Annotated in this window: 13 protein-coding genes and 1 CRISPR repeat array; of the genes, 6 read left to right on the top strand and 7 right to left on the bottom strand. The window is 50.6% G+C overall.

Translation table 11 applies throughout. The features are described 5' to 3' along the window. Positions 1 to 5 precede the first annotated feature (5 nt). From csy1 to cas1f, 3 genes are all read right to left on the bottom strand, one after another. Positions 6 to 2,363 carry a type I-F CRISPR-associated protein Csy1 gene (gene csy1 / locus OC443_RS23760; RefSeq protein WP_073584089.1) on the bottom strand — a complete coding sequence of 786 codons (2,358 nt, stop codon included), beginning with the start codon at positions 2,361 to 2,363 and terminating at the stop codon, positions 6 to 8. A 393-nt stretch (positions 2,364 to 2,756) separates the two neighbouring features. Next, positions 2,757 to 6,074: a type I-F CRISPR-associated helicase Cas3f gene (cas3f, locus tag OC443_RS23755; RefSeq protein WP_073584087.1), complete on the bottom strand. Its 3,318-nt coding sequence runs from the start codon at positions 6,072 to 6,074 to the stop codon at positions 2,757 to 2,759. Positions 6,075 to 6,076: 2 nt separating this feature from the next. Then, a complete protein-coding gene (cas1f, locus tag OC443_RS23750; protein WP_073584085.1) occupies positions 6,077 to 7,045 on the bottom strand; it encodes a type I-F CRISPR-associated endonuclease Cas1f in 969 nt (322 codons plus the stop codon). A gap of 151 nt (positions 7,046 to 7,196) precedes the next feature. Then, a CRISPR array of direct repeats spans positions 7,197 to 8,126; the repeat unit is 28 nt; unit sequence TTTCTAAGCTGCCTACACGGCAGTGAAC. A 397-nt stretch (positions 8,127 to 8,523) separates the two neighbouring features. Here cas1f and OC443_RS23745 point away from each other — a divergent pair. Both OC443_RS23745 and OC443_RS23740 read left to right on the top strand, forming a co-directional pair. After that, positions 8,524 to 8,769 (top strand): type II toxin-antitoxin system ParD family antitoxin, encoded by a 246-nt coding sequence (locus OC443_RS23745; protein ID WP_073584083.1) that lies wholly within the window; start codon positions 8,524 to 8,526, stop codon positions 8,767 to 8,769. Continuing rightward, positions 8,766 to 9,065: a type II toxin-antitoxin system RelE/ParE family toxin gene (locus OC443_RS23740; RefSeq protein ID WP_073584081.1), complete on the top strand. Its 300-nt coding sequence runs from the start codon at positions 8,766 to 8,768 to the stop codon at positions 9,063 to 9,065. Before OC443_RS23745 ends, OC443_RS23740 begins: the two co-directional genes overlap by 4 nt. Positions 9,066 to 9,629: 564 nt before the next feature. Here OC443_RS23740 and OC443_RS23735 read toward each other — a convergent pair. Beyond that, the gene (locus OC443_RS23735) at positions 9,630 to 10,301 is read right to left on the bottom strand and encodes a pyridoxamine 5'-phosphate oxidase family protein (protein ID WP_073584079.1); all 672 of its coding nucleotides are present in this window, start codon (positions 10,299 to 10,301) and stop codon (positions 9,630 to 9,632) included. Between the two features lie 171 nt (positions 10,302 to 10,472). Here OC443_RS23735 and pdxR point away from each other — a divergent pair, with 171 nt between their 5' ends. Together pdxR and OC443_RS23725 are read left to right on the top strand one after the other, a co-directional pair. Further along, entirely contained in the window at positions 10,473 to 11,903 is a 1,431-nt protein-coding gene (gene pdxR, locus OC443_RS23730; RefSeq protein ID WP_073584077.1) for a MocR-like pyridoxine biosynthesis transcription factor PdxR, read from the top strand. A gap of 190 nt (positions 11,904 to 12,093) precedes the next feature. Further along, the gene (locus OC443_RS23725; protein ID WP_200796940.1) at positions 12,094 to 13,020 is read left to right on the top strand and encodes a DMT family transporter; all 927 of its coding nucleotides are present in this window, start codon (positions 12,094 to 12,096) and stop codon (positions 13,018 to 13,020) included. A gap of 146 nt (positions 13,021 to 13,166) precedes the next feature. Here OC443_RS23725 and OC443_RS23720 read toward each other — a convergent pair whose 3' ends face one another. From OC443_RS23720 to OC443_RS23710, 3 genes are all read right to left on the bottom strand, one after another. Next, entirely contained in the window at positions 13,167 to 13,970 is an 804-nt protein-coding gene (locus OC443_RS23720) for an ATP-binding cassette domain-containing protein (RefSeq protein WP_073584075.1), read from the bottom strand. A 1-nt stretch (position 13,971) separates the two neighbouring features. Continuing rightward, positions 13,972 to 15,150, bottom strand: a complete 1,179-nt coding sequence (locus OC443_RS23715) for an ABC transporter permease (RefSeq protein ID WP_083601662.1) — start codon at positions 15,148 to 15,150, stop codon at positions 13,972 to 13,974. Positions 15,151 to 15,261: 111 nt separating this feature from the next. Beyond that, positions 15,262 to 16,203, bottom strand: coding sequence for a sugar ABC transporter substrate-binding protein (locus tag OC443_RS23710; protein ID WP_073584073.1), 942 nt, complete (start codon positions 16,201 to 16,203; stop codon positions 15,262 to 15,264). Positions 16,204 to 16,680: 477 nt separating this feature from the next. Between OC443_RS23710 and OC443_RS23705 the strand changes: the two genes are divergently transcribed. Further along, positions 16,681 to 17,475: an N-formylglutamate amidohydrolase gene (locus OC443_RS23705; RefSeq protein ID WP_083601661.1), complete on the top strand. Its 795-nt coding sequence runs from the start codon at positions 16,681 to 16,683 to the stop codon at positions 17,473 to 17,475. A gap of 236 nt (positions 17,476 to 17,711) precedes the next feature. Further along, positions 17,712 to 19,328 carry a sialate O-acetylesterase gene (locus OC443_RS23700; RefSeq protein ID WP_073584071.1) on the top strand — a complete coding sequence of 539 codons (1,617 nt, stop codon included), beginning with the start codon at positions 17,712 to 17,714 and terminating at the stop codon, positions 19,326 to 19,328. Positions 19,329 to 19,468 lie beyond the last annotated feature (140 nt).

Below are 19,468 nucleotides of genomic sequence, written 5' to 3'. Positions count from 1 at the left end.
CCTTGTTAAATAATATCAATCAGGTCGTCGGAGGAGAGGGTTTGCGCTTGCTCGCTGCGGCAGGCATAAAAAGGTGCGTCATCGTGGTAGCACCACATGACACTGCCGAGTGTTTCTATCCGGCTGGGTCTTCTGATCCATTCAGCGATACTGTGAATCGGTTCAACAAAGCTGACCGGCGTATTGAGGTCGCGCATGTTCGCCACTTCACCGGCCGGATAAAGAGGGCTGATCTGTTTATAGCCGACCATGAAGGGCACCAGCCAACCTTTGTTTTTATCAATTTGTTGCCAGTCAATTTGGGTCTCTTCACTGTTTTCTTTCACCGGCACCTGTTTTGAAACATAGGTCAGAGAGGAGACTTTCAGCCATCGCTTGAGAGTTTGCGTCGGATCGGGGGCTTCTGTTGCCAGTAATGGGGCCCGGTCCACCAGAATCGTGCCCGGCATTAACGGCCGGAAGACTTTTACCGGCTCATGGTGTGTGGTGATGTAACAGCCGTCGATGGACGTAATTTTGCCACCGGCTAAACGGTGTCTTTCTGCCAGTTGTTGGATAGCTTTACACTGATCACGGTGTTGCTCATCATTGATCAGGTTCAGCCCCTGTGCCCGGATCACCAGAGAAACCGTCATGTTCATTTTGCCTTCTTCATTGATAGGAGCGGTTTTTCCCTCATGGGTTAACGGGTTGCGGGTTTGGGCAAAAATATAAGGCTCGTAACCGGCAGCTCTGTAGGCATGAATCTGATGATGATGGCAGACCACACTGGTGGCTGACAGGGTGATGCCGTGTGCGGCAGACAGTTTGCGGGACAAGGCATGGACATAACCGAGAAAATGGGTGATGGCCGGGAAGCCGTAAGTCAGCCCGCCGACGGCATTGGCCTGCGTGACCTGAATACGCTTCAGCACCAGATAGGTTTCACCCGTATTTCCCTGCGTGCTGTTAGCGTTCGAACTGTTGGCGTAAGAGTTGCTGGTTTGTTTGGGTGCTGTCTGACTCTGTTGCTGTTCTGCTTCGTCCGGCTCAGCGTCTGAAGCTATGCTCAGACCAGTGAAACTATCGAACCGGAACTGATCCCGCCACTGTTTGAAAAACTTTTTCCAGTAGCTTTGATCGCCCCCGGCAAAGAGAAATGATTTGGCGCTATAGCCATTCAAAACATCATTCAGCCATTGAGCAAATTGTTTTGGCAGCGCTTTGTGCCAGCTTTTATCATGAATATCCCATTCCGGATGGTTTGGATCTGCCCAGCGTTTGTGTTCCGGCCAGAGGGTTTCAGCTTCATCACTCCAACCCGCTGGCAGGCGCTGCCACTGGCCGACGATACCGGAGATGGCATCAATGGTTTGGTCGATATAATCGCGTATTTTGTCCCGGTGCGGCAGCGTGCTGTCAACGTTGTTTTGGTGCATCTCTTTCAGATGAGTCACCATTTCCTTAATGATTGGACGGGTTGCAGTTAAGACCGCACCATGATGAAACAGGCTCTCCACATGCAGTGGCGGCAGCAGTTTTTCCCGTAATTTGGGCGGTGTGGCTGGTAGCAGGTAGCATCTTCCGCGACGTTGTGAGTTGAGCTGGGAAATATTCTGAGGTTTGGAACCTCCGGCAGTCATTAAAGCCAGATTGGGGTACGTAACTACCGGATCCGGATAAAGATGGTTGGCTTTTTTAGCATCTCTGGCTTCTTTCATCGCCTGACTGAAGCGGCAATGCTGAATGGTTTCATCAATTGTTTGTATCAGGGCGGAGGAGGGCAGAACGGCCAGCAGGTGATAGGTTCCGTCAGCGACAGGAAAATAAACCTGTTTGCCCAGTGTATGGCTGGCGGGCGCCTGATCCTCTAATGCCTGTTTCAGACCTTGCCCCCAGCTTTGCAACTGCGTTTCATCAACGGTAAATGGCGCGAGGGGAGAAAAGTCATTGGCTTGCAGGTAGTTCAGCAGAGACTTGCCTGAATCTTCTGTCAGTTGCAGCAGCCCGGCCACATCAAGGCTTGCCGCATTGCCCGACACATCTTTCACCGGGTTTTCTAATGCGCTGGTATCCAGATAATGCGGGTCATGGCGGCTTTCACCGGCAATCAGGCTGGTGCCTTTGGCACTGCTGTTGACCAGCTTGATCACATGGGTGGCCATGCTGATCTGTTTGGCGCGTTTGGCGGCGCTGTCCAGCCAGACGGCAGGCGTGTAATCATGGATAAGCCGGGCAATTTTTTCAGTGTAGGCCGCTTCAACGGCATCGAGGTCGGAGGGCGAGGTGGCAGCCGACCGCTTTTTATCAAATGCCTTGTCTTCCGTGTCCCGCTTGGCCTCAAAACGGGACTGAATATAGGCGCGGATTTGATCAGAAATCATTATATTCCTTTAGTTGTCAAAGTATTTACGAATCAGATGAATAAAAATCAGTAATATTTTTATTTTATGGAAATTTAAATAGAATCTTTTGTGTGTATTATTGAATTGATTTCCTTTTGCTTTTATCAATATCCACATTTTTTCAAGACATTTTATTAAAAACGTTTCCATAGAAACATCCTTTCATATGTTTCTTGTTGATTATGATTATATCGCTGTGCTTCATAAATTCAACCATATTACGATAAGAATTTAAAAATCTGCTTCATTGACAAGATCAAAATGAAAGGTAAGATTCTGGCAACTGCCGTATAGGCAGCTTAGAAAATATTACGATATAGTAATGAATTAACTGCCGAACAGGCAGCTCCAAAAACCCGCTTCGGCGGGTTTTTACATTTCCCTGCCACGAAATACCCCAAACACCGGGTCGATAAACCATGGCTTGCCTGCTGTTTTGTTACCGGGCTTATCAAGTGTGATGCGGGAAAAGCGTTGATACGCCTCCAACGTGCTCAGCTCAAACTGATCGGCAAGCGAATCGATGATGTCCGTCAGTGGTGCGGTTCCCCAAAAGCTGATGCCACGGGCAGAATTGTCCGGTGTCGTTCCTGTTTGTTGCCAGGGTTTCAGCTGAACGGTCTCTTTCCATTGCTGATCCTGTGAGTCAAACTCCTGTAGCCTTAGAGCGCCGCTCTCTTCATCAGGAATCATCAGATAATCGACGGTTGGCCGGCTTTTCCGGAAGCGGGTTTGCCGCTGAAACTGGCCAAACAGATGCGCATGCTGATGTTGCCACCAGGGCCGTAAATCACTGTTGAGTGAGAGCATGGTGGCGGCATGTTCGAGGGTCAGCCAGCTTTTTGGCCGCCACGGCAGATGATAATCGGGCACATCAAGGAGTGCTTTCAGTGGCGGTGCCATTAAGCGGGGAACCGCGGTTAGTGGCGTAAGTGTGGTCAGATCCACCTGAGCGGCCAGATCATGTTCAGCTAGTCTGAGACAGTTCACGGCATTGCCATTGCCGGTGATCTGAAATGATCGGTCTGTTTCGTATCCCGGTTTGGTATACGCCAGATTTTGCCGGGTGAATGCACGATAATTACGGTTGAGCAGATAAATATTGGCCTGTTGCGGCACCATCCGGCGATGGCGTTGAACCCGGCCTGCGGCCTGAATCCATGATCGAAGTGAGCTGGGCTCAAGAATCGCCCAGTCGAAATCCAGATCCCGTCCGACTTCTATCACCGGAGAGGCGAGAACAACAAAAATATGATGTTGCTCCTGATGCTCAAGCAATGCCTGTTTCACCTCTTCATTCTCAAACAGGGCTTGCGGCGCATCAGCATTGCGCTGAAGCAGGCGATCAAGGCGGTGTTCCAGATAAGCCCGCAGTGCCAGTGGCAGCTGGCTGTGATAAACACAGTACTGAATCCGGCAGTTATCGGGTGCAGGCAATTCAGAAAGCTGCCGGGCAATGGCAACCAGCGGCTCGATATTTGCCATTCTGACCATGCCGCAGGAAACCGTCTGCGTTTGTGTTGGATGGCGTGTTTTGTGCGCCGCAGAAAGCTCACAGATGCCCTGATAAATGGTATGTGCCATGTGTGCTGCGGGAGAGATTTCTTTGTCACTGACTGATTTGAGTGTCAGCCACCGGGGTAAGTGGAGCGGTAGTGCGTGTTGCTTAAGCTGCTCAATCCGGTGATCAACATAACTTTGATGCGCTGTTTTGAATGCTTGTTCATCACCGCATTGCGCTGAACGAGTGCTGAATTCATCAAACCATGCGCAGGGAATCGCGGGTGTGCTCTGCTCCCCGGTGACCCGGTTGAATGCCTGCCGCCCTTGTTGATAGCAGGCAAACAGATGGGTCACCAGTGCCGGGGTTAGCGTGGCAGATGAAAGTAATACGCGTGAGCCCATCAGCCCGGCAAACCAGATCAGACGCCCCAGCGCCGGGTCATCTTCCAGCGAGAAATCATCCGGTTCATCCAAAACCAAGTCACTGGTCAGCAGGCGCAGTAATGGTGCGATTTGCTGCCCGCCGCGAATGCCTTCTGAAGCGGTGATCAGGTGATCAACCGTGCTGACCAGAACCGGTGCACTCACCAGTTTGTGCGCGTTGCCTCTGGCTTTCAGCCATTCACTGAGATAAAGGTTGTCGATTTCTCCGTCGTAAATCACTTCAGGGAGTTCATCAAAGGCGCCGGATGACTCACTACCGTGATTTCCAACCTGCATCTCCGGTTGCTTTTGGTGATCATAGAGATCGCGCACGGCCTGAGAACCAATTTGTACCGCAATGGTTTCTTGTTCCAGATTCAGTTTCTGACGTAATGCGTCACCCGTTTGCAGCGTCAGCGTGCGCAGCCCCAGTGCGACACTGAAACGACAGCCTTGTTGCGGGTCTGATAACGCGGCCATAATTCTGGCATTGGCGAAGGTTTTTCCCTTGCCGGTGGAGGCCATATTGACGCCAAAAAAACCTGCCTGCCGTGATAACTCTGCCAGACCTTCGGCTTCCCGGTAAGCGTGATACTGCCAGCGAAACTGAGGCAAAGTACCGGGTTGTCTCATCTTTTTCATCGGTGGCAGGGAAGGCAGCGTCGAACGTAACCGGGGCAGAATGCGCGTCAGCAGGTAAGCATGATGGGCGACGCCGACACAATGTTCATCCAGCTGTTGTTTGGCTTGCCCGGTTTTACGGTCTGTATTGGCTATGACGGGATAGTGGCTGTCCTGCCAGTGCAATGTTACCGGTCCGGCCGAATAGCAGTGGTCGGACAGCATGAGTGTCAGCCGGGCAATATGCAGGGGAAAGGGCTGATCAATCGTGGCATAGTGTGAGAGTTTTGGCGTATTGAGTGCCCGTTTTGCCAGCGCCGCCGCTTTGCGCCGCCAGGTCCGGCTTTGAATGGGGGTGCCGGCAGGGAAAGTCAGGCACAGTTTCTTCTCCGCGTCGGTAAATTTTCGATGATTGAGTGCATTCCATTTGACGTCTGGTGTGTTTTCAAGCCAACTGTCCACCTGATCAAAGGCATGTTGTTGTTCGCTGTGATCGTAAAGTAACCGGTGATGCGTCAGAATCAGCCAGGCGACCGCTTTTGCAACGGTTGGCAGGGAATGAAAACCTGTCAGGTTTTCGGCATCAAAACTTGCAGGGAAGCTGATATTTTCTGAGCCGGTGATTTGGGTCAGGTGTTCCAGCCACTGTTGATCGCTTTTCTGGCCGACAAACAGAATGAACAACTGGCAGGAGAGCCACTCATGGCGGTAAGGTTCTGATCCGCTGCCGCGTTCTAATTTGGCCTGAAACAGCGGATTTGCCTTACCAAAATCATGAAACAGCCCGGCAATTCCTGCCATCAGGGCGGCGGCCTGAATGCTGTTCATTGGGTTTTCATCGCCGCTGCGCAGAATATCCCGTTGGGTGATATTGGTTGGTACGGTGCCGTCTGCATTAAACTTTCGCCGGTTACCCACAGTCCACATCAGCTCTGTGTGATTTTTCCCCCTGATCCAGTAACAGGCAACGGCAGTGTTGCGCCGGGCATGCTTGCGCAGCAGCATTCTCAGGGTTTTCAGCCCTTCGGCGGTTATCGGAGTTTGCCAGGTGCGACGGCCTTTCCGCTCTGCAAACTGATCGAGTATTTGCCGGGTTTGGGTCAGTGCCTGTTTACTGCACTCAGAGATGATTAACACATTCATTTTCAGTACGCCGCCAGTTGTGTGGCTGCCGATTGTAATGTGTCAATCATGACATCCAGTGCTTCCCCTTTGCGGAACTGATTCAGACAGCGTTGGCGAAATTCCTGTTCATCATCCCCGGCCATCGCCGCGATAAATGCCTGTGGCAGTACCAGTGCATCTTTGATGATATCTGCCACGTCAAACACCAGTCCGCCGCGACGGGTTTTTCCATGCAGTACTGCCAGCCCGTGAGGCTGGCCGATCACCCAGCAGGCCGTGGCAGCTAAGCCATAGGCGAGGTAGTTGCCGTGGTCGAGAAAGCGGTTAGCAATGTCGGTGCTGTTGCCTCGTTCTGAGCGGGTAAATTCACCATATTGCACGCCATCACAGGCCAGTTTATAGAGTGCTTTTGTTGTCGTGGCTTCCAGAGAGAGCAGATCTTGCGTGGTATGACAGTTGTCCAGATTGTCTTCAAACCGCTTCAGGGCGGTTTCCAGCCGGTCAGTATTAATCGCAAAGGTTTCAGGATCTTGCAGAGACGGCCAGTGGGTACGGATCTGTTTCAGCCGTTCCCGCTGGAGCATTTTTGCTGCTTCAAGGCGTTTTTTATCATCAAACCAAAAGCTGCACCATTGTTGCAGGTATTCTGTCGGGCGATACTCGGATTGTGGCGTCAGCCACGAAACATCGACCTGAACTTCATTGGCAGCATATAAAGGCGTTCCTCCGCCGCCACAAAACCCGACCAATACGCCGGCTTTGGCCAGTTCCCGCATGGCTGGTTGTGTGATGGATGTTCCGGTGCCGAGCATAATCACGGTAGTATTGGCAATCGGAATATTCCAGTACAGGCTTTCTTTGCCCTGATCGGTGAGATATTCCACCCGCCCGGCGTTAAATAGAACCCGGCAGTGTTGCAGGTAGTACAGATTTGCACGTTTGGAATGGAGAATGGTTTTGAGTTCGCTGGGGGAGAATTCCTGTACCACGGTGCTGTCCTTGTTGTAAAACCGGGCGCTTATGTTAAGCAACCCAGCGCTATTCAATCAAGGATGATTGTTATGTTTTGTTAAGTTGGCGTGGTTAGGCTGCCTGTGCGGCAGTGAACAATTGAGTCAAGCAGTGCTTCAAGTTCTTCCGTTTCTAAGCTGCCTATCCGGCAGTGAACATTCAGAATGCACTCATGCCAGCGATTGAAATTTTCTAAGCTGCCTACACGGCAGTGAACGTCAATCGCGTGTGTACCACGTGCCCTGTTATTTTCTAAGCTGCCTACACGGCAGTGAACTCGAACTATTGGCACATTTAACCGCCCATATCTTTCTAAGCTGCCTACACGGCAGTGAACAATCTGAAATGGAAGCCTTTCGTTACTTTGAGTTTCTAAGCTGCCTACACGGCAGTGAACTGTCAGATAAATCAGACCGGGGTTTTGCTCCTGTTTCTAAGCTGCCTACACGGCAGTGAACGTACCGGGACTCATCATGGATTTATTTTCAGTTTTCTAAGCTGCCTACACGGCAGTGAACGTCCGGGTTCCGAGGAACATCAGCCCCCCATTTTTCTAAGCTGCCTACACGGCAGTGAACATGAGAGCCACTATGTCCGGTTGGTTTTGATGTTTTCTAAGCTGCCTACACGGCAGTGAACTCGTAAGAGGCTTTGATAAAGTCCGACGTGGTTTTCTAAGCTGCCTACACGGCAGTGAACAATAGTTGACGAAAATTTTTCTGGCTTTTGGTTTTCTAAGCTGCCTACACGGCAGTGAACTTGCTCAGCGCAACAGGGGGAAATCAGTCAGTTTTCTAAGCTGCCTACACGGCAGTGAACCTGGCCGTTGAGCGATTTAAGTCCATGAATCATTTCTAAGCTGCCTACACGGCAGTGAACCAGCAACCCGGCCATTGACGCGGCCTCTTCAATTTCTAAGCTGCCTACACGGCAGTGAACTTGTCGCGAACGGGAGCAAAATCAAACTGAACTTTCTAAGCTGCCTACACGGCAGTGAACAAGAAGATTAACGCCCAGCGCCCGCCCTTTGTTTTCTAAGCTGCCTACACGGCAGTGAACCGTTGCAGTATAGCGGCTCAGGCCAGAAAGCAACAGGGCTGCGGCTGAAAACTTTGCAAAAACCCTTTTTTTGAGTGCCTGATTTTTGGTATATAAAATCAATGAGTTACAGAGGGGGTGAAAAAAGGGTCTGCGGGACGGTGGAAGCTTTTGGCTGTGGTGGCTGGTTTGATTCACCTCTTTCATTGCAGTGGATTTGTATCAGGCGGCGATAAGGGAAATGAGTTGAATGCCTTCTTCAGGTCCGGATATGCATTCCCACGCGGAGCATGGGAACGAGCTGCAAAAGGGTCTGAAGTATCATTCCGATATGGCCGAAAGTCGCCTTGGGTTAAATATATGTCTAATATTGACAATATCAGACATAAAGATAGGATGAACCTGGGAGGAACGACTGATGAATGTAAACTTAAGTTCTGTCTTTGAAGACTATATCCGGCAGCAACTGGATACCGGTATGTATAACAACGCCAGTGAAGTGATTCGTGAAGCATTACGGTTAAAAATGCAGCAGGATGAAGTCTATCAGGCGAAATTAATTGCGCTTCGCAGCGCAGCCAATGCCGGACTTGAAAGCGGTGAACCAGCGCCGTTTGACGTAGAAGATCTGCTTTGTGAAGCCAGAAAACGCGCCGACGTATGAGTGTCACTCCTTTTATCCGGCCATTGGCCCGTCAGGATATGCTCGACATCTGGCAATATACTTGTGATAAGTGGGGGCGTCGTCAGGCAGATCGTTACCTGAGAGAGTTGGCTGAAAAATTGTCTGTGTTGGCGGGTATGCCCGAACTTGGCCGGGCAGCCGGTTATATTTTTTCCGGCCTGCGTGCCTATCATTTCAGGCATCATATTGTGCTTTACCAGATAACAGCGACCCATATTGATATTGTCCGGGTCTTGCATGAGCGGATGGATGTCACTCAGCATCCGCTGAGTTGAGCGCCGGAATGAGTGTTTGACGTTTGTATGGCAGTGAACAAAGTCTGATCGCCGGGTTAGCTGATCTCGATTTTCTAAGCTGCCTACACGGCAGTGAACGTGGAAAGAAGCAAGCAAAGATGCTCCTTATTTTTCTAAGCTGCCTATACGGCAGTGAATGCTGGGAAGGGTATGAAATCGCTGAGTATGAATTTCTAAGCTGCCTATACGGCAGTGAATACGCTCAACCACCGGCAGGCTGCCAACCTGCTTTTCTAAGCTGCCTATACGGCAGTGAATCGTTGCAGTATAGCGGCTCAGGCCAGAAAGCAACAGGGCTGCGTCTGAAAACTTTGCAAACCCCCTTTTTTGAGTGCCTGATTTTTGGTATATAAAATCAATGAGTTACAGAGGGGGTGAAAAAAGGGTCTGCGGGACGGTGGAAGCTTTTGGCTGTGGTAGCTGGTTTGATTCACCTTTTTCATTGCAGTGGATTTGTATCAGGCGGCAATAAGGGGAGTGAGCTGTCTGCTTCAGGTCCGGATCTGCATTCCCACGCGGAGCATGGGAACGAGCGGCAAAATCTCATACATCCCTGCAACCGTCTTTCCAGTGTTTTGCATAGGCGGCACTATAGTCCGGCGTTTCGATACCGGGAGCTAAATCCGGTGCTGGCTGTAATGGCCCGACAACTGTGCGGTAAGGCATAACGCCTGCCCAGACAGGATGGCTGAGATCCGATTCATCATCATTAACCCCTTTATTGCTGATTTTCACGGATGCTTCTGTCAGTGGCATCGCTAATACCATGGTAGCTGCGAGTTCCTTTGGGTCACTTAAGCGGATATCTGCTGTTCGTCCCGGCGCGATTTGCTCAATAAAATGATTCAGTAAGCGATCTTTCTCTGCTTCTGAATCGACAGCGGTGAAGTTGCCGTATACCACCGCAGAACGATAATGCGCACCGTGATGAAAGGCTGAGCGTGCCAGCACCCAGCCATCAAACAGAGTGAAGGTCAGACAGGCCGGGTTTCCCTGTTTGAAATGACGCATTAAACGGCTGTTATTAGCACCATGAATATAAATATGTTCATCCACCCGCCAGGCCAGCATCGGAATGACGACCGGCCCATGCTCCTGAATCAGGCCAATATGCGCCACCATGGATTCATCGATAATCCGGTGCAGGGCATCCTGTGACTGAACCGCTTTGTGAGGGCCTTTGTTGATTTGAGTTCTGGGGGTTGCTGATAACATCATTGCTCCTTGGTCTGTGTTGTCATACTCATCCGGAAACTATCCGGATCAGACAAATCTCACTGAAATCTGCATCTTCAGGTTGTTTGGATATGAATCACTACTGATGCGACTTTAAAATTAAACTGGTATGGTATTGAGAGCCAGTTTGATAATAATAAAGGAGCCAGAATGGTCTGGATTGACATTGGTGATCTGCAATTGGATCCGACATGGAAAACCCGTCAGGCGCAGCTGTTCCATGCGATTCGCAATAAGATTATCTCAGGGCTGTGGCCGAGAGGTGGCAAGTTACCGTCAACCCGGAAGCTGGCACAAAGCCTCGGCCTGAGCCGCAATACCATTTCATCCGCTTATGAACAGCTGACAGCAGAAGGCTATCTTGAGAGCCGCCACCGCTCTGGTTTTTATGTGGCGGTTCAGTTGCCTGAACATTTTTCTGCCGAACCGGATTTGGTTTTACCGGCGGTCAGTAATGTGACCGAGCCGGTTCCGGACGTGAACCAGTCTTTTGCGCCCGGTGTGCCTGATTTAGCTGCATTTCCCGGTCAGCAGTGGCGTTTGATATTGCAAAGGCAACTGGAACGCAGGCACTTAATGGGAAATCAGGATCCCCGCGGAGATCCTGAACTGCGGCGGGCTTTGGTGCATTATCTGGCAACGAGCCGGGCTGTTCGCTGCCGGGAATCGCAAATTATCATTACATCCGGGGCGCAGCAGGCTTTGTCCATCGCTTTAATGACGGCACTACCTCATCCGCAGACGGTATTAATGGAACAGCCGGGTTATACCCGGATGAGCCGGGTGATCCAGGTGCTTGGTCACACGATTGAACCCCTGCCGGTTTATGAAAAGAGCGGGGTGGATGTTGAGCATGTATTGAACAGTCAGGCACGGCTGGTGTACCTGACGCCAAGCCATCAGTATCCGATGGGAACCACACTGAATACCGAACAACGCATCCGGCTGATTGAGTGGGCGGCATCCGGGCAGCGTCTGATCATTGAGGATGATTACGACAGTGAATTTCAGTTTGCACACCGGCCCTATACCAGTTTGCAGGGGCTGGCAGCACAAATGGATAAAGCCCATTGTGTGGGTTATATCGGGTCGTTCAGTAAAATTCTGTTTAACGGACTGAGATTGGGTTATCTGGTGGTTCCTGAGGCATGGGTTGAACGGTGTGTGATGCTCAAGGACGCTTTCACCGGTGATTCTCCGGGCCACACTCAGGCTGCTGTTGCGGCGATGATTGAGGAAGGTCACCTGTTACGTCATATCCGCAGGATGAGACGACTGTATCAGATGAAATACGAAACAATCTGCCGGGCCGTCAGCACTCACTTTGGCCCGCGGATGCAGATTATCAGTCAGGCTGCTGGGCTTCATATCACACTGAAATGGTATCAGGGGCTGGATGAGAAGACCTGGTGCCGTCTGGCAAGGCAGGCCGGTTTGATTATCCGGCCGCTCAGTGATTATGAAATTAGCGCGTCACCGTCACGGGAATGGCGCGGTGCCGTGATTGGTTACGGGAATACGGCGGAAGATAAAATTGATCCGCTCATCCGGCTGCTGGCAGAAACCGGTCCTTTTGATTAGCCCGAACTCACCGGCAGGGCGTGAGCCGGACTGTGCGTCTTCAGATTGTCCGGAGATATCAGAATCACAGCTTCTCTTTACCGGAGAGCAAAACCGCAAGAATATGCAATTTTACGGCAATTGGCTGCAATCTTTCCGGATTGTGGTCATTCACAATCGGAGGGTAAATCAGTTTTTTAAGGAAGAATGTATGTTCAGTGGTACGGCTTTGAATGGTCTTTTATATGGTGTGACGGTGTTAATCTGGGGCACAACCTGGTATGCGATTGCTATGCAGGTTGGTGAGGTGCCGGTGATGATCTCGATTTTTTACCGCTTTGCCATTGCGTCTGTCCTGTTACTTGGCGGGCTGAAAATCACCGGGCGGCTTTGCCGGATTCAGCGTCAGGATCACCTGTTTTGTGTGTTACAGGGCATGTGTGTGTTCTGTTTTAACTTCTTATGTTTTTATTCAGCCAATCACTATATCAACAGCGGTCTGGAGTCGGTACTGTTCTCAATGGCGATTCTGTTTAACGCCATCAATGGCGTGATGTTTCTCGGCCAGCGTCTGACCCGCAAGCTCCTGATAGCCGGTAGTTTCGGCATTTTGGGGATTATCAGTCTGTTTTGGGAAAGCCTGATGGCGCAGGAGCTGACCACAGAAACGTTGTACGGTATTGGCCTGTGTCTGCTGGGAACCTATGGCTTTTCTATTGGCAATATCATTACGGCACGCCATCAGAAAAAAGGGCTGGATGTCCTCTCTACCAACGCTTATGCGATGTTTTACGGGGCTTGTACCATGCTGGGTGTGATTGCGCTGACTCAAACGCCATTCCGCTTTGATGCCTCCGCCAGTTATGTCGGTGCGTTAGTTTATCTGGCGGTGTTTGGCAGTGTGATTGGCTTCGGGACTTATTTTGCGCTGGTCGGGCGGATTGGCACCGGCGCAGCCGCTTATGCGACGGTCTTGTTTCCGCTGGTCGCGCTGGGTATTTCAACGGTTTATGAAGGCTATGTCTGGACGCAATCCGCGGTATTGGGGCTGATTTTGATTCTGTTTGGTAATGTGGTGATGTTTTATAAGCCGGGCCAGCTGGTGAGTAAAACTGCCCACGCAAAGCAGGGGATATGAAGATAAACATGCCCTTTATCCACTGCATGGCTGCAAAGAAGCTCCCGGAGAGCTCCGGTGAAACCGGAGCAGTCTGTCACACAGGGGGAAGGCGCAGGGCGGCTCCGGGAGCGTATCAGGTTACAGACGGATTTTGACCGACCTGATCAGATGGTGCCGCCGAGTTCTTCTGACAGCGTTTGCAGCTCTTTTCCGCCTGCCATCAGATTCTGTAGTTCATCTGTCGTGATCTCAGATTTTTTATAGGTGCCGAGTGTCTGTCCCCGGTTCAGGATGGTGAAATTATCGCCGACCGCATAGGCATGACGGACGTTGTGGGTGATGAAAATCACCCCAAGCCCTTTACCGCGGACCTGATTGATATATTTCAGAACCATGGAAGTTTGCGCAACACCCAGAGCTGACGTCGGCTCATCCAGAATCAGCACCTGCGCACCAAAATAAACCGCCCGCGCAATGGCAACACACTGCCTTTCACCACCGGACAGGGTGCCGACCGCCTGTTCCGGATCACGGATATCAATGCCGATTTTCTGCATCTCATCGTGAGTGACTTCATTGGCCAGCTTCATATCGATATATTTCAGGCCGAACTTCTGTTTGAGTGGTTCCCGGCCCATAAAAAAGTTCCGGGTAATCGACATCAGGGGAATCATCGCCAGATCCTGATAAACCGTGGCAATACCGGCATCTAAGGCATCTCTCGGGCTGTTAAACCGGACCGGGTTTCCCCGGACCAGCAGTTCACCACTGGTGGGGGAATGCACGCCCGACAATGTTTTGATCAACGTTGATTTACCGGCACCGTTGTCACCAAGCAGGCAAAGTACTTCGCCCGCGTGGACTTTCATGTCAATACCATTCAGCGCAATGATGTGGCCGAAGTGTTTCACAAGACCGCGCGTTTCCACCAGCGGTGTTTTCGGGGGAGTAAAAATTGCTGCATTCATCTTATCGCTCTCCTGTGACACGTTTACGGACAATATTGTTGAAGATGACGGCCAGCAGTAACATGCCGCCAAGGAAGACCAGATACCAGTCCTGATCGATATTGGTGTAACTCAGACCAATCATGACCATGCCGAAAATAATCGAACCGAAGAAAGCACCAATCGCAGAGCCATAGCCACCGGTCAGCAGACATCCGCCGATTACGGCTGCAATGATCGCTTCAAACTCTTTCTGGAAACCACGCCGGGCATCGGTTGAACCGACATCCATCACGGTTAACACTGCCACTAAGGTTGCGCATACCGCAACAAAAATGAACAACACGGTTTTGACCTGATTGACCGGAACCCCTGAATTACGTGCGGCTTTCGGGTCGCCGCCTGCGGCGAAAATCCAGTTACCAAAACGTGTGCGTAGTAAAACCCAGGTTGCGAGAATTGTCAGGCCGAGGAACCAGAGAATCTCTACCGGAACACCTGTGACCATTGGTGTGCCATTAGGGAATTTGTCTATCCAGCCCTGATCAGCCGCCCAGCTGAAGAGTCCGGTAAAGGCATTGCCTGAAAACAGATGGACCAGAAAGCTGTCGCTGGCGGCTTCACGGAATCCGCGCAGCTGGGTAGAGCCGCCACTGGCCATTTTTAATCCAACCAGCGTCAGTCCGCGCAGAATGAACAGAAAAGCCAGAGTGACAATGAAAGAGGGCAGGCCTGTTCTCAACACGATTTGTGCATTCAGCATGCCGAAAGCGACGGCACAGGCGAAAGTAACAATCAATGCCAGGCCGAGCGGTAAGTTGAGCACCACCAGTGCTGTGCCGAAGATCAGACCGGCAAAGGCCACCATTGAACCGAGTGACAGGTCAAATTCTCCGCCTATCATCAGCAGTGCAGCACCGATAGCCAGAATTCCCAGCTGAGAGGCCGGTACCATGAAGTTCATGAACCCGGACAGGGTAAACATGGCGGAATCAGCAAAAATAAGGAAGAAAATTGTGACCAGAATCAGTCCGGTCATCGCACCTAATTCAGGACGCCGGATCAGTGCGGTGATCAGCGACACTTTTTTAACCCGTTCATCACCGGCTGGTTTTTCTGAAGCGGGTGAGGGTTTCTGAACCTGTTTGACCGGTTCTGCTGGCGTATCCGCCTTGGTCGATGTAGATAAAATTGAACTCATAATCTGTGCTCCTGCTCCGTAGTCATTTCTGGAAAGCCAGTCGGGAACGATAGTTGACGGAGTCTGCCGTGATCACTTTCTGCAAAGCGGTCACGGCGTGACCCGTGCTGACTACCGGATACCTTTTGCTGATAATTCGATGACTTTGGCCGCATCTTTTTGAGTAACAAAACTTGGCCCGGACGGGACATTTCCGGCAGGAATTGTTTTGTAGCTGGCGTTTAGTGCAAGGAAAGACACCGGCAGGTAGCCCTGCAGGAATGGTTGCTGGTCAACCGCAAACAGTGCTTTTCCTTCTGAGACATCTTTCAGGAAACCCGCAGAAAGGTCGAAGCTGACGACCTTGACACGAGCCTGCTGTCCAATACTTTCTACCGCAGCAACCGCAGGTTCACCCACAAGTGGCGCACTCAGGCCGACAATCGTATCAATGGCTGTATTACTTGATAGTGCCGCCCGGACTTTAGATTGTGTTTCAGACGGATCTGTCGTAGTCGGCAAGACTTTGACTTCCTGACCAAATCCGGCGGAAACGCCGCGGCAACGCTGATCCAGAGAAACGTTCCCCACTTCCTGGTTGACACAGATCACCTGTTTTCTGCCGAGTTTTTTCAGCTCTTCTCCGACTGCTTTACCTGCGGTGAATTCGTCTTGTCCGACATGAAGTTTAATACCGAGCTTTTCAGCGGCTCCCATACCCGAGTTAATCGAAATGACCGGAATGCCTGCATTCACGGCTTTGCTGATTGCAGGACCGAGTGCTTCCGGATCCGGGTTGGAGACGACAATACCGGCCGGGTTCTGGTTTACCGCCGCTTCGATCAGGTTGCCCATCTGAACCATGTCAAAAGTTTCCGGTGCCCGGTATTGCACGCGGACATGCATGTCTTTACCAGCCTGCATCGCGCCGTTTTTGACAATCGACCAGAATGGATCGGATGCCTGTCCGTGTGTAACAACGATAATGGTGGGCTCTTTGGCAATAGCCTGTGTGCCTGTCAGAAATGCCATTGCGGCAATTGCGTAAGTGACAATTTTCAAAAATCCTTTCATATTCTCGTTCCCCTGGTTGAAGAGACTTTACCGATGCCTCGGAGAGTTGTTATTGGATGTTGTACCGGCGCTTTTTCCTGAGCTGAACCAACTCGTGTGGAGAAAGGCACAGTGTCGGGAACGATCTTATTTTGTTGAGCGTCTTGCGTTCCCTGTTTATAAAACTAACGGTTTGCATGTTTATTAACTGTGACGAAAGTTAAAATAATGTTAACAGATGTGTTTTGTTTTTTCCATTTTGTGATCGAAACGAAAATTTTATTCTAAAAATGACCTGTTTCTGTCTCTGTATTCATCGCTTTAGCGGCTTTTTATGGCTCAATGCGAAATGAAATACACCCTAAGTGAAATTTATGTTTCATTTGTTCGTGATTGTGAATATGCCTTTCATATATCATTTTAAATAAAACCATTTGAATATATTATCTGGTGCATATAGATTTCATATGTTTAACTTTCAACGCAGCAGGTGACCTGATGAATTTCAAAAAATACTTCCACATCACACTCATATGTTTGACGGCTTCGGTACTGATGGCGCTGCCCGTGGCGGCGAAGCGTGGTACGGAGCCGCTGCCTGAACGTGCGCTTATTTCACCGGCACAGGTCACACAGGCGATTCAGGTCGAAAATCTGTTAAACAGTCGGGAAAATGTGGCGCTGCCTGAAGGGGAAAGCTGGTTTAAAGTCGTGAAAGGCACCATTCCTGTGATTATTACCGCACCGCATGCGACCCGGCCATTTCGTGAGGGAAAACGCCGTTTTTCAGATGGTGGCGGGACGGCTGCACTGGCGCTGGCACTGGGTGAACAAACCGGCGCTTCGGTGATATACACCACGTATGAAGGGCCATCCGATCCAAATTATTATGATGACAATGGGTTTAAAGCCGCACTGGCGGATTTGATTCAGGCAGAAACTCCGGTGTTATTGTTAGACATTCATGGCAGTCATCCTTTCCGCTCTTATGACATTGATTTCGGGACCATGAATGGCGAATCCCTGCTTGGGCAGCCCGGTTTGCTCCACCGTCTGATCCACCGGCTCAAAGAAGACGGGATAGACAGTTTGTCTTCCAACCGGTTTGCGGCGTCATCCCATCAGACGATTACCAAATTTGCCGCTCAGGCCGGTGTACCGGCCATTCAGCTTGAAATCAATGCGACTTATGTGATGCCGTCGGAAGGAAATCTTGAGGCGCAGCGCTTTTCTGTGTTGTTGCAGGCGTTGTCGCGGTTTGTGACGGATGTGGCAGACGGGCAGGGAAACTGATGCCAGACGCTTGTTCTCTTCATTTGCTTTATTGTGCCCCGGACTTTACCCCGAAGTCCGGGGCGTTTGTTTTTCAGATCGTTTGTTGTCTCATTTTTACACTTCTGTATGAGAAGCCGCTCATGAATTGATCGATTATGATTTGCATTAAATATGGTTCATATTATTTTGAACAAATTTGTTATGCATCTAAATGCATTATTAGCTATATATACCCAATAAACAGGAAACAAGATATGAACAAATTACCTCTGTTGGCCGGTGTGCTGAGCATGGCGCTATTTCCGGTATTCACTCAGGCTGAACCTGATCCGAATTTCCATATCTATCTGGCGCTGGGCCAGTCCAATATGCAGGGTGCCGCTCATCTGCCTGATACAACTATTTCTCACCCGAGAGTGAAAGTGCTCCAGAGTCAGGACTGTAACGAAACTGAATATGGTTACGGGACCTGGCGCGGGCACTTTCAGCCGGTGATTCGCTGTAAAGAAGGCAACCGGGAGAAACCGGATGGAACGTCTGGTCCGATTGGTCTGAGCCCGGTGGATACATTTGCGGTTACTATGGCTGAAGCCGAAGGCGAAGATATTACGATCGGGATTGTCGGTGCGGCTTATGGCGGGTCTGATATCCGTGCTCACCTGCCAAATTGTGCAGACTATGATACCTGCAAACCACCTTATGGCAGTGTGACCGGCGCACCGGTGGTGAACGGCACCACGCCGATTTATCAGTGGATTTTAGATCTGGCGAAAAAAGCCCAGAAAGTCGGTGTGATTAAAGGCATCATCTTCCACCATGGTGAGAGTAATGCCGGTCAGGAAGCCTGGATTGAATATGTGAACCAGCTTGTGACCCATTTAAGGGAAGACTTGAATCTTGACCCGGCCAAAGTACCGTTCATTGCTGGTGAGCTGCCCAGAACCGGATGTTGTGCCACGGTGCATAACCCGTTAGTTCACCGCCTGCCGGATTACATTGAGAATGCATACTGGGTTTCTTCCGGTCCGATGCCTGACGGGACTGTCCTCGGAGACCGGAGTGATCACCTGCACTGGAGCACTTTCTCTGTGATTGAAATGGGGAAACGCTATGCCGCCAAAATGCTTGAAGTCGGAAATTATCCTTCGGCAGACAGTCAGCTGAGTTTTGAGTTTGAAGACTTCAGTTCTCAGAGCAGCTTTGCGCCGTTTGAGACAAAAACGCACATCAATGCTTCCGGTGAGCAGTATATTATGTGGCCGGATAATGATAATCAGGTACTGACTTCCCCTTCAGACAGTGCTTCCGGTCAGGTAACGGCAGCATTCACTCTGTCTGAAAAAGCCACTGTCGGCTTTAAAGTCCGGGCTGATATGGCGACGGCGGATGACGATTCTTTCTACTACAAACTGGATGCCGGTGACTGGAAGTCTCAGAACCAGAAACTGACTTCGGGCTGGGCAACGCTCAGTGTTGCAACATTCAGCGACCTGGCTGCCGGAGACCATACCCTGCAGATTTTACGCCGGGAAGATGGTGCCAAACTGGATAAGCTGTATTTAACCGCATCTGCCGGAGACATCACCAGGACCAGCAGTGATACCCCGTCAACTGACGGCGGGATCACAGCATCACTTACCATTAAAGATGACTGGACCACCGGCTATTGCGCTGATGTGAAAATTACCAACAACGGACAAAGCAGCGTGAAGTGGAATGTCAGTCTTGATATCGAAGGCACGGCCAGTAATGTCTACAACGCCAAATGGTCTCAGGACGGTACAAGCCTGACTCTGAGTGGTGTCAGCTGGAATGATACTGTTGCAGCTGGTGCAAGTATTTCCTCTGTCGGATTCTGTGCCAAACGTTAGTCCGGCCAGCTTTTTCTGAGCATTCTTTTTGATAGTGAGCTCTGATCGTCACGGGTGGTGTGTATCACCGCCCGTTCATCAGGGGGCTGATGATTCCCAAACAACCAGAATGATGTTCCTTCGGGTTGTTTGGGAATCAA

It is taken from the genome of Vibrio quintilis (assembly GCF_024529975.1).
In the GTDB taxonomy this organism is placed as follows: domain Bacteria; phylum Pseudomonadota; class Gammaproteobacteria; order Enterobacterales; family Vibrionaceae; genus Vibrio; species Vibrio quintilis.
This window is presented reverse-complemented; position numbering and strand designations above follow the sequence as displayed.

Coding starts and splice junctions, on each gene's coding strand:
- csy1 (WP_073584089.1), bottom strand. CDS start 2,363: ATGATTTCTGATCAAATCCGCGCCTATATTCAGTCCCGTTTTGAGGCC.
- cas3f (WP_073584087.1), bottom strand. CDS start 6,074: ATGAATGTGTTAATCATCTCTGAGTGCAGTAAACAGGCACTGACCCAA.
- OC443_RS23745 (WP_073584083.1), top strand. CDS start 8,524: ATGAATGTAAACTTAAGTTCTGTCTTTGAAGACTATATCCGGCAGCAA.
- OC443_RS23740 (WP_073584081.1), top strand. CDS start 8,766: ATGAGTGTCACTCCTTTTATCCGGCCATTGGCCCGTCAGGATATGCTC.
- OC443_RS23735 (WP_073584079.1), bottom strand. CDS start 10,301: ATGTTATCAGCAACCCCCAGAACTCAAATCAACAAAGGCCCTCACAAA.
- pdxR (WP_073584077.1), top strand. CDS start 10,473: ATGGTCTGGATTGACATTGGTGATCTGCAATTGGATCCGACATGGAAA.
- OC443_RS23725 (WP_200796940.1), top strand. CDS start 12,094: ATGTTCAGTGGTACGGCTTTGAATGGTCTTTTATATGGTGTGACGGTG.
- OC443_RS23720 (WP_073584075.1), bottom strand. CDS start 13,970: ATGAATGCAGCAATTTTTACTCCCCCGAAAACACCGCTGGTGGAAACG.
- OC443_RS23715 (WP_083601662.1), bottom strand. CDS start 15,150: ATGAGTTCAATTTTATCTACATCGACCAAGGCGGATACGCCAGCAGAA.
- OC443_RS23710 (WP_073584073.1), bottom strand. CDS start 16,203: ATGAAAGGATTTTTGAAAATTGTCACTTACGCAATTGCCGCAATGGCA.
- OC443_RS23705 (WP_083601661.1), top strand. CDS start 16,681: ATGAATTTCAAAAAATACTTCCACATCACACTCATATGTTTGACGGCT.
- OC443_RS23700 (WP_073584071.1), top strand. CDS start 17,712: ATGAACAAATTACCTCTGTTGGCCGGTGTGCTGAGCATGGCGCTATTT.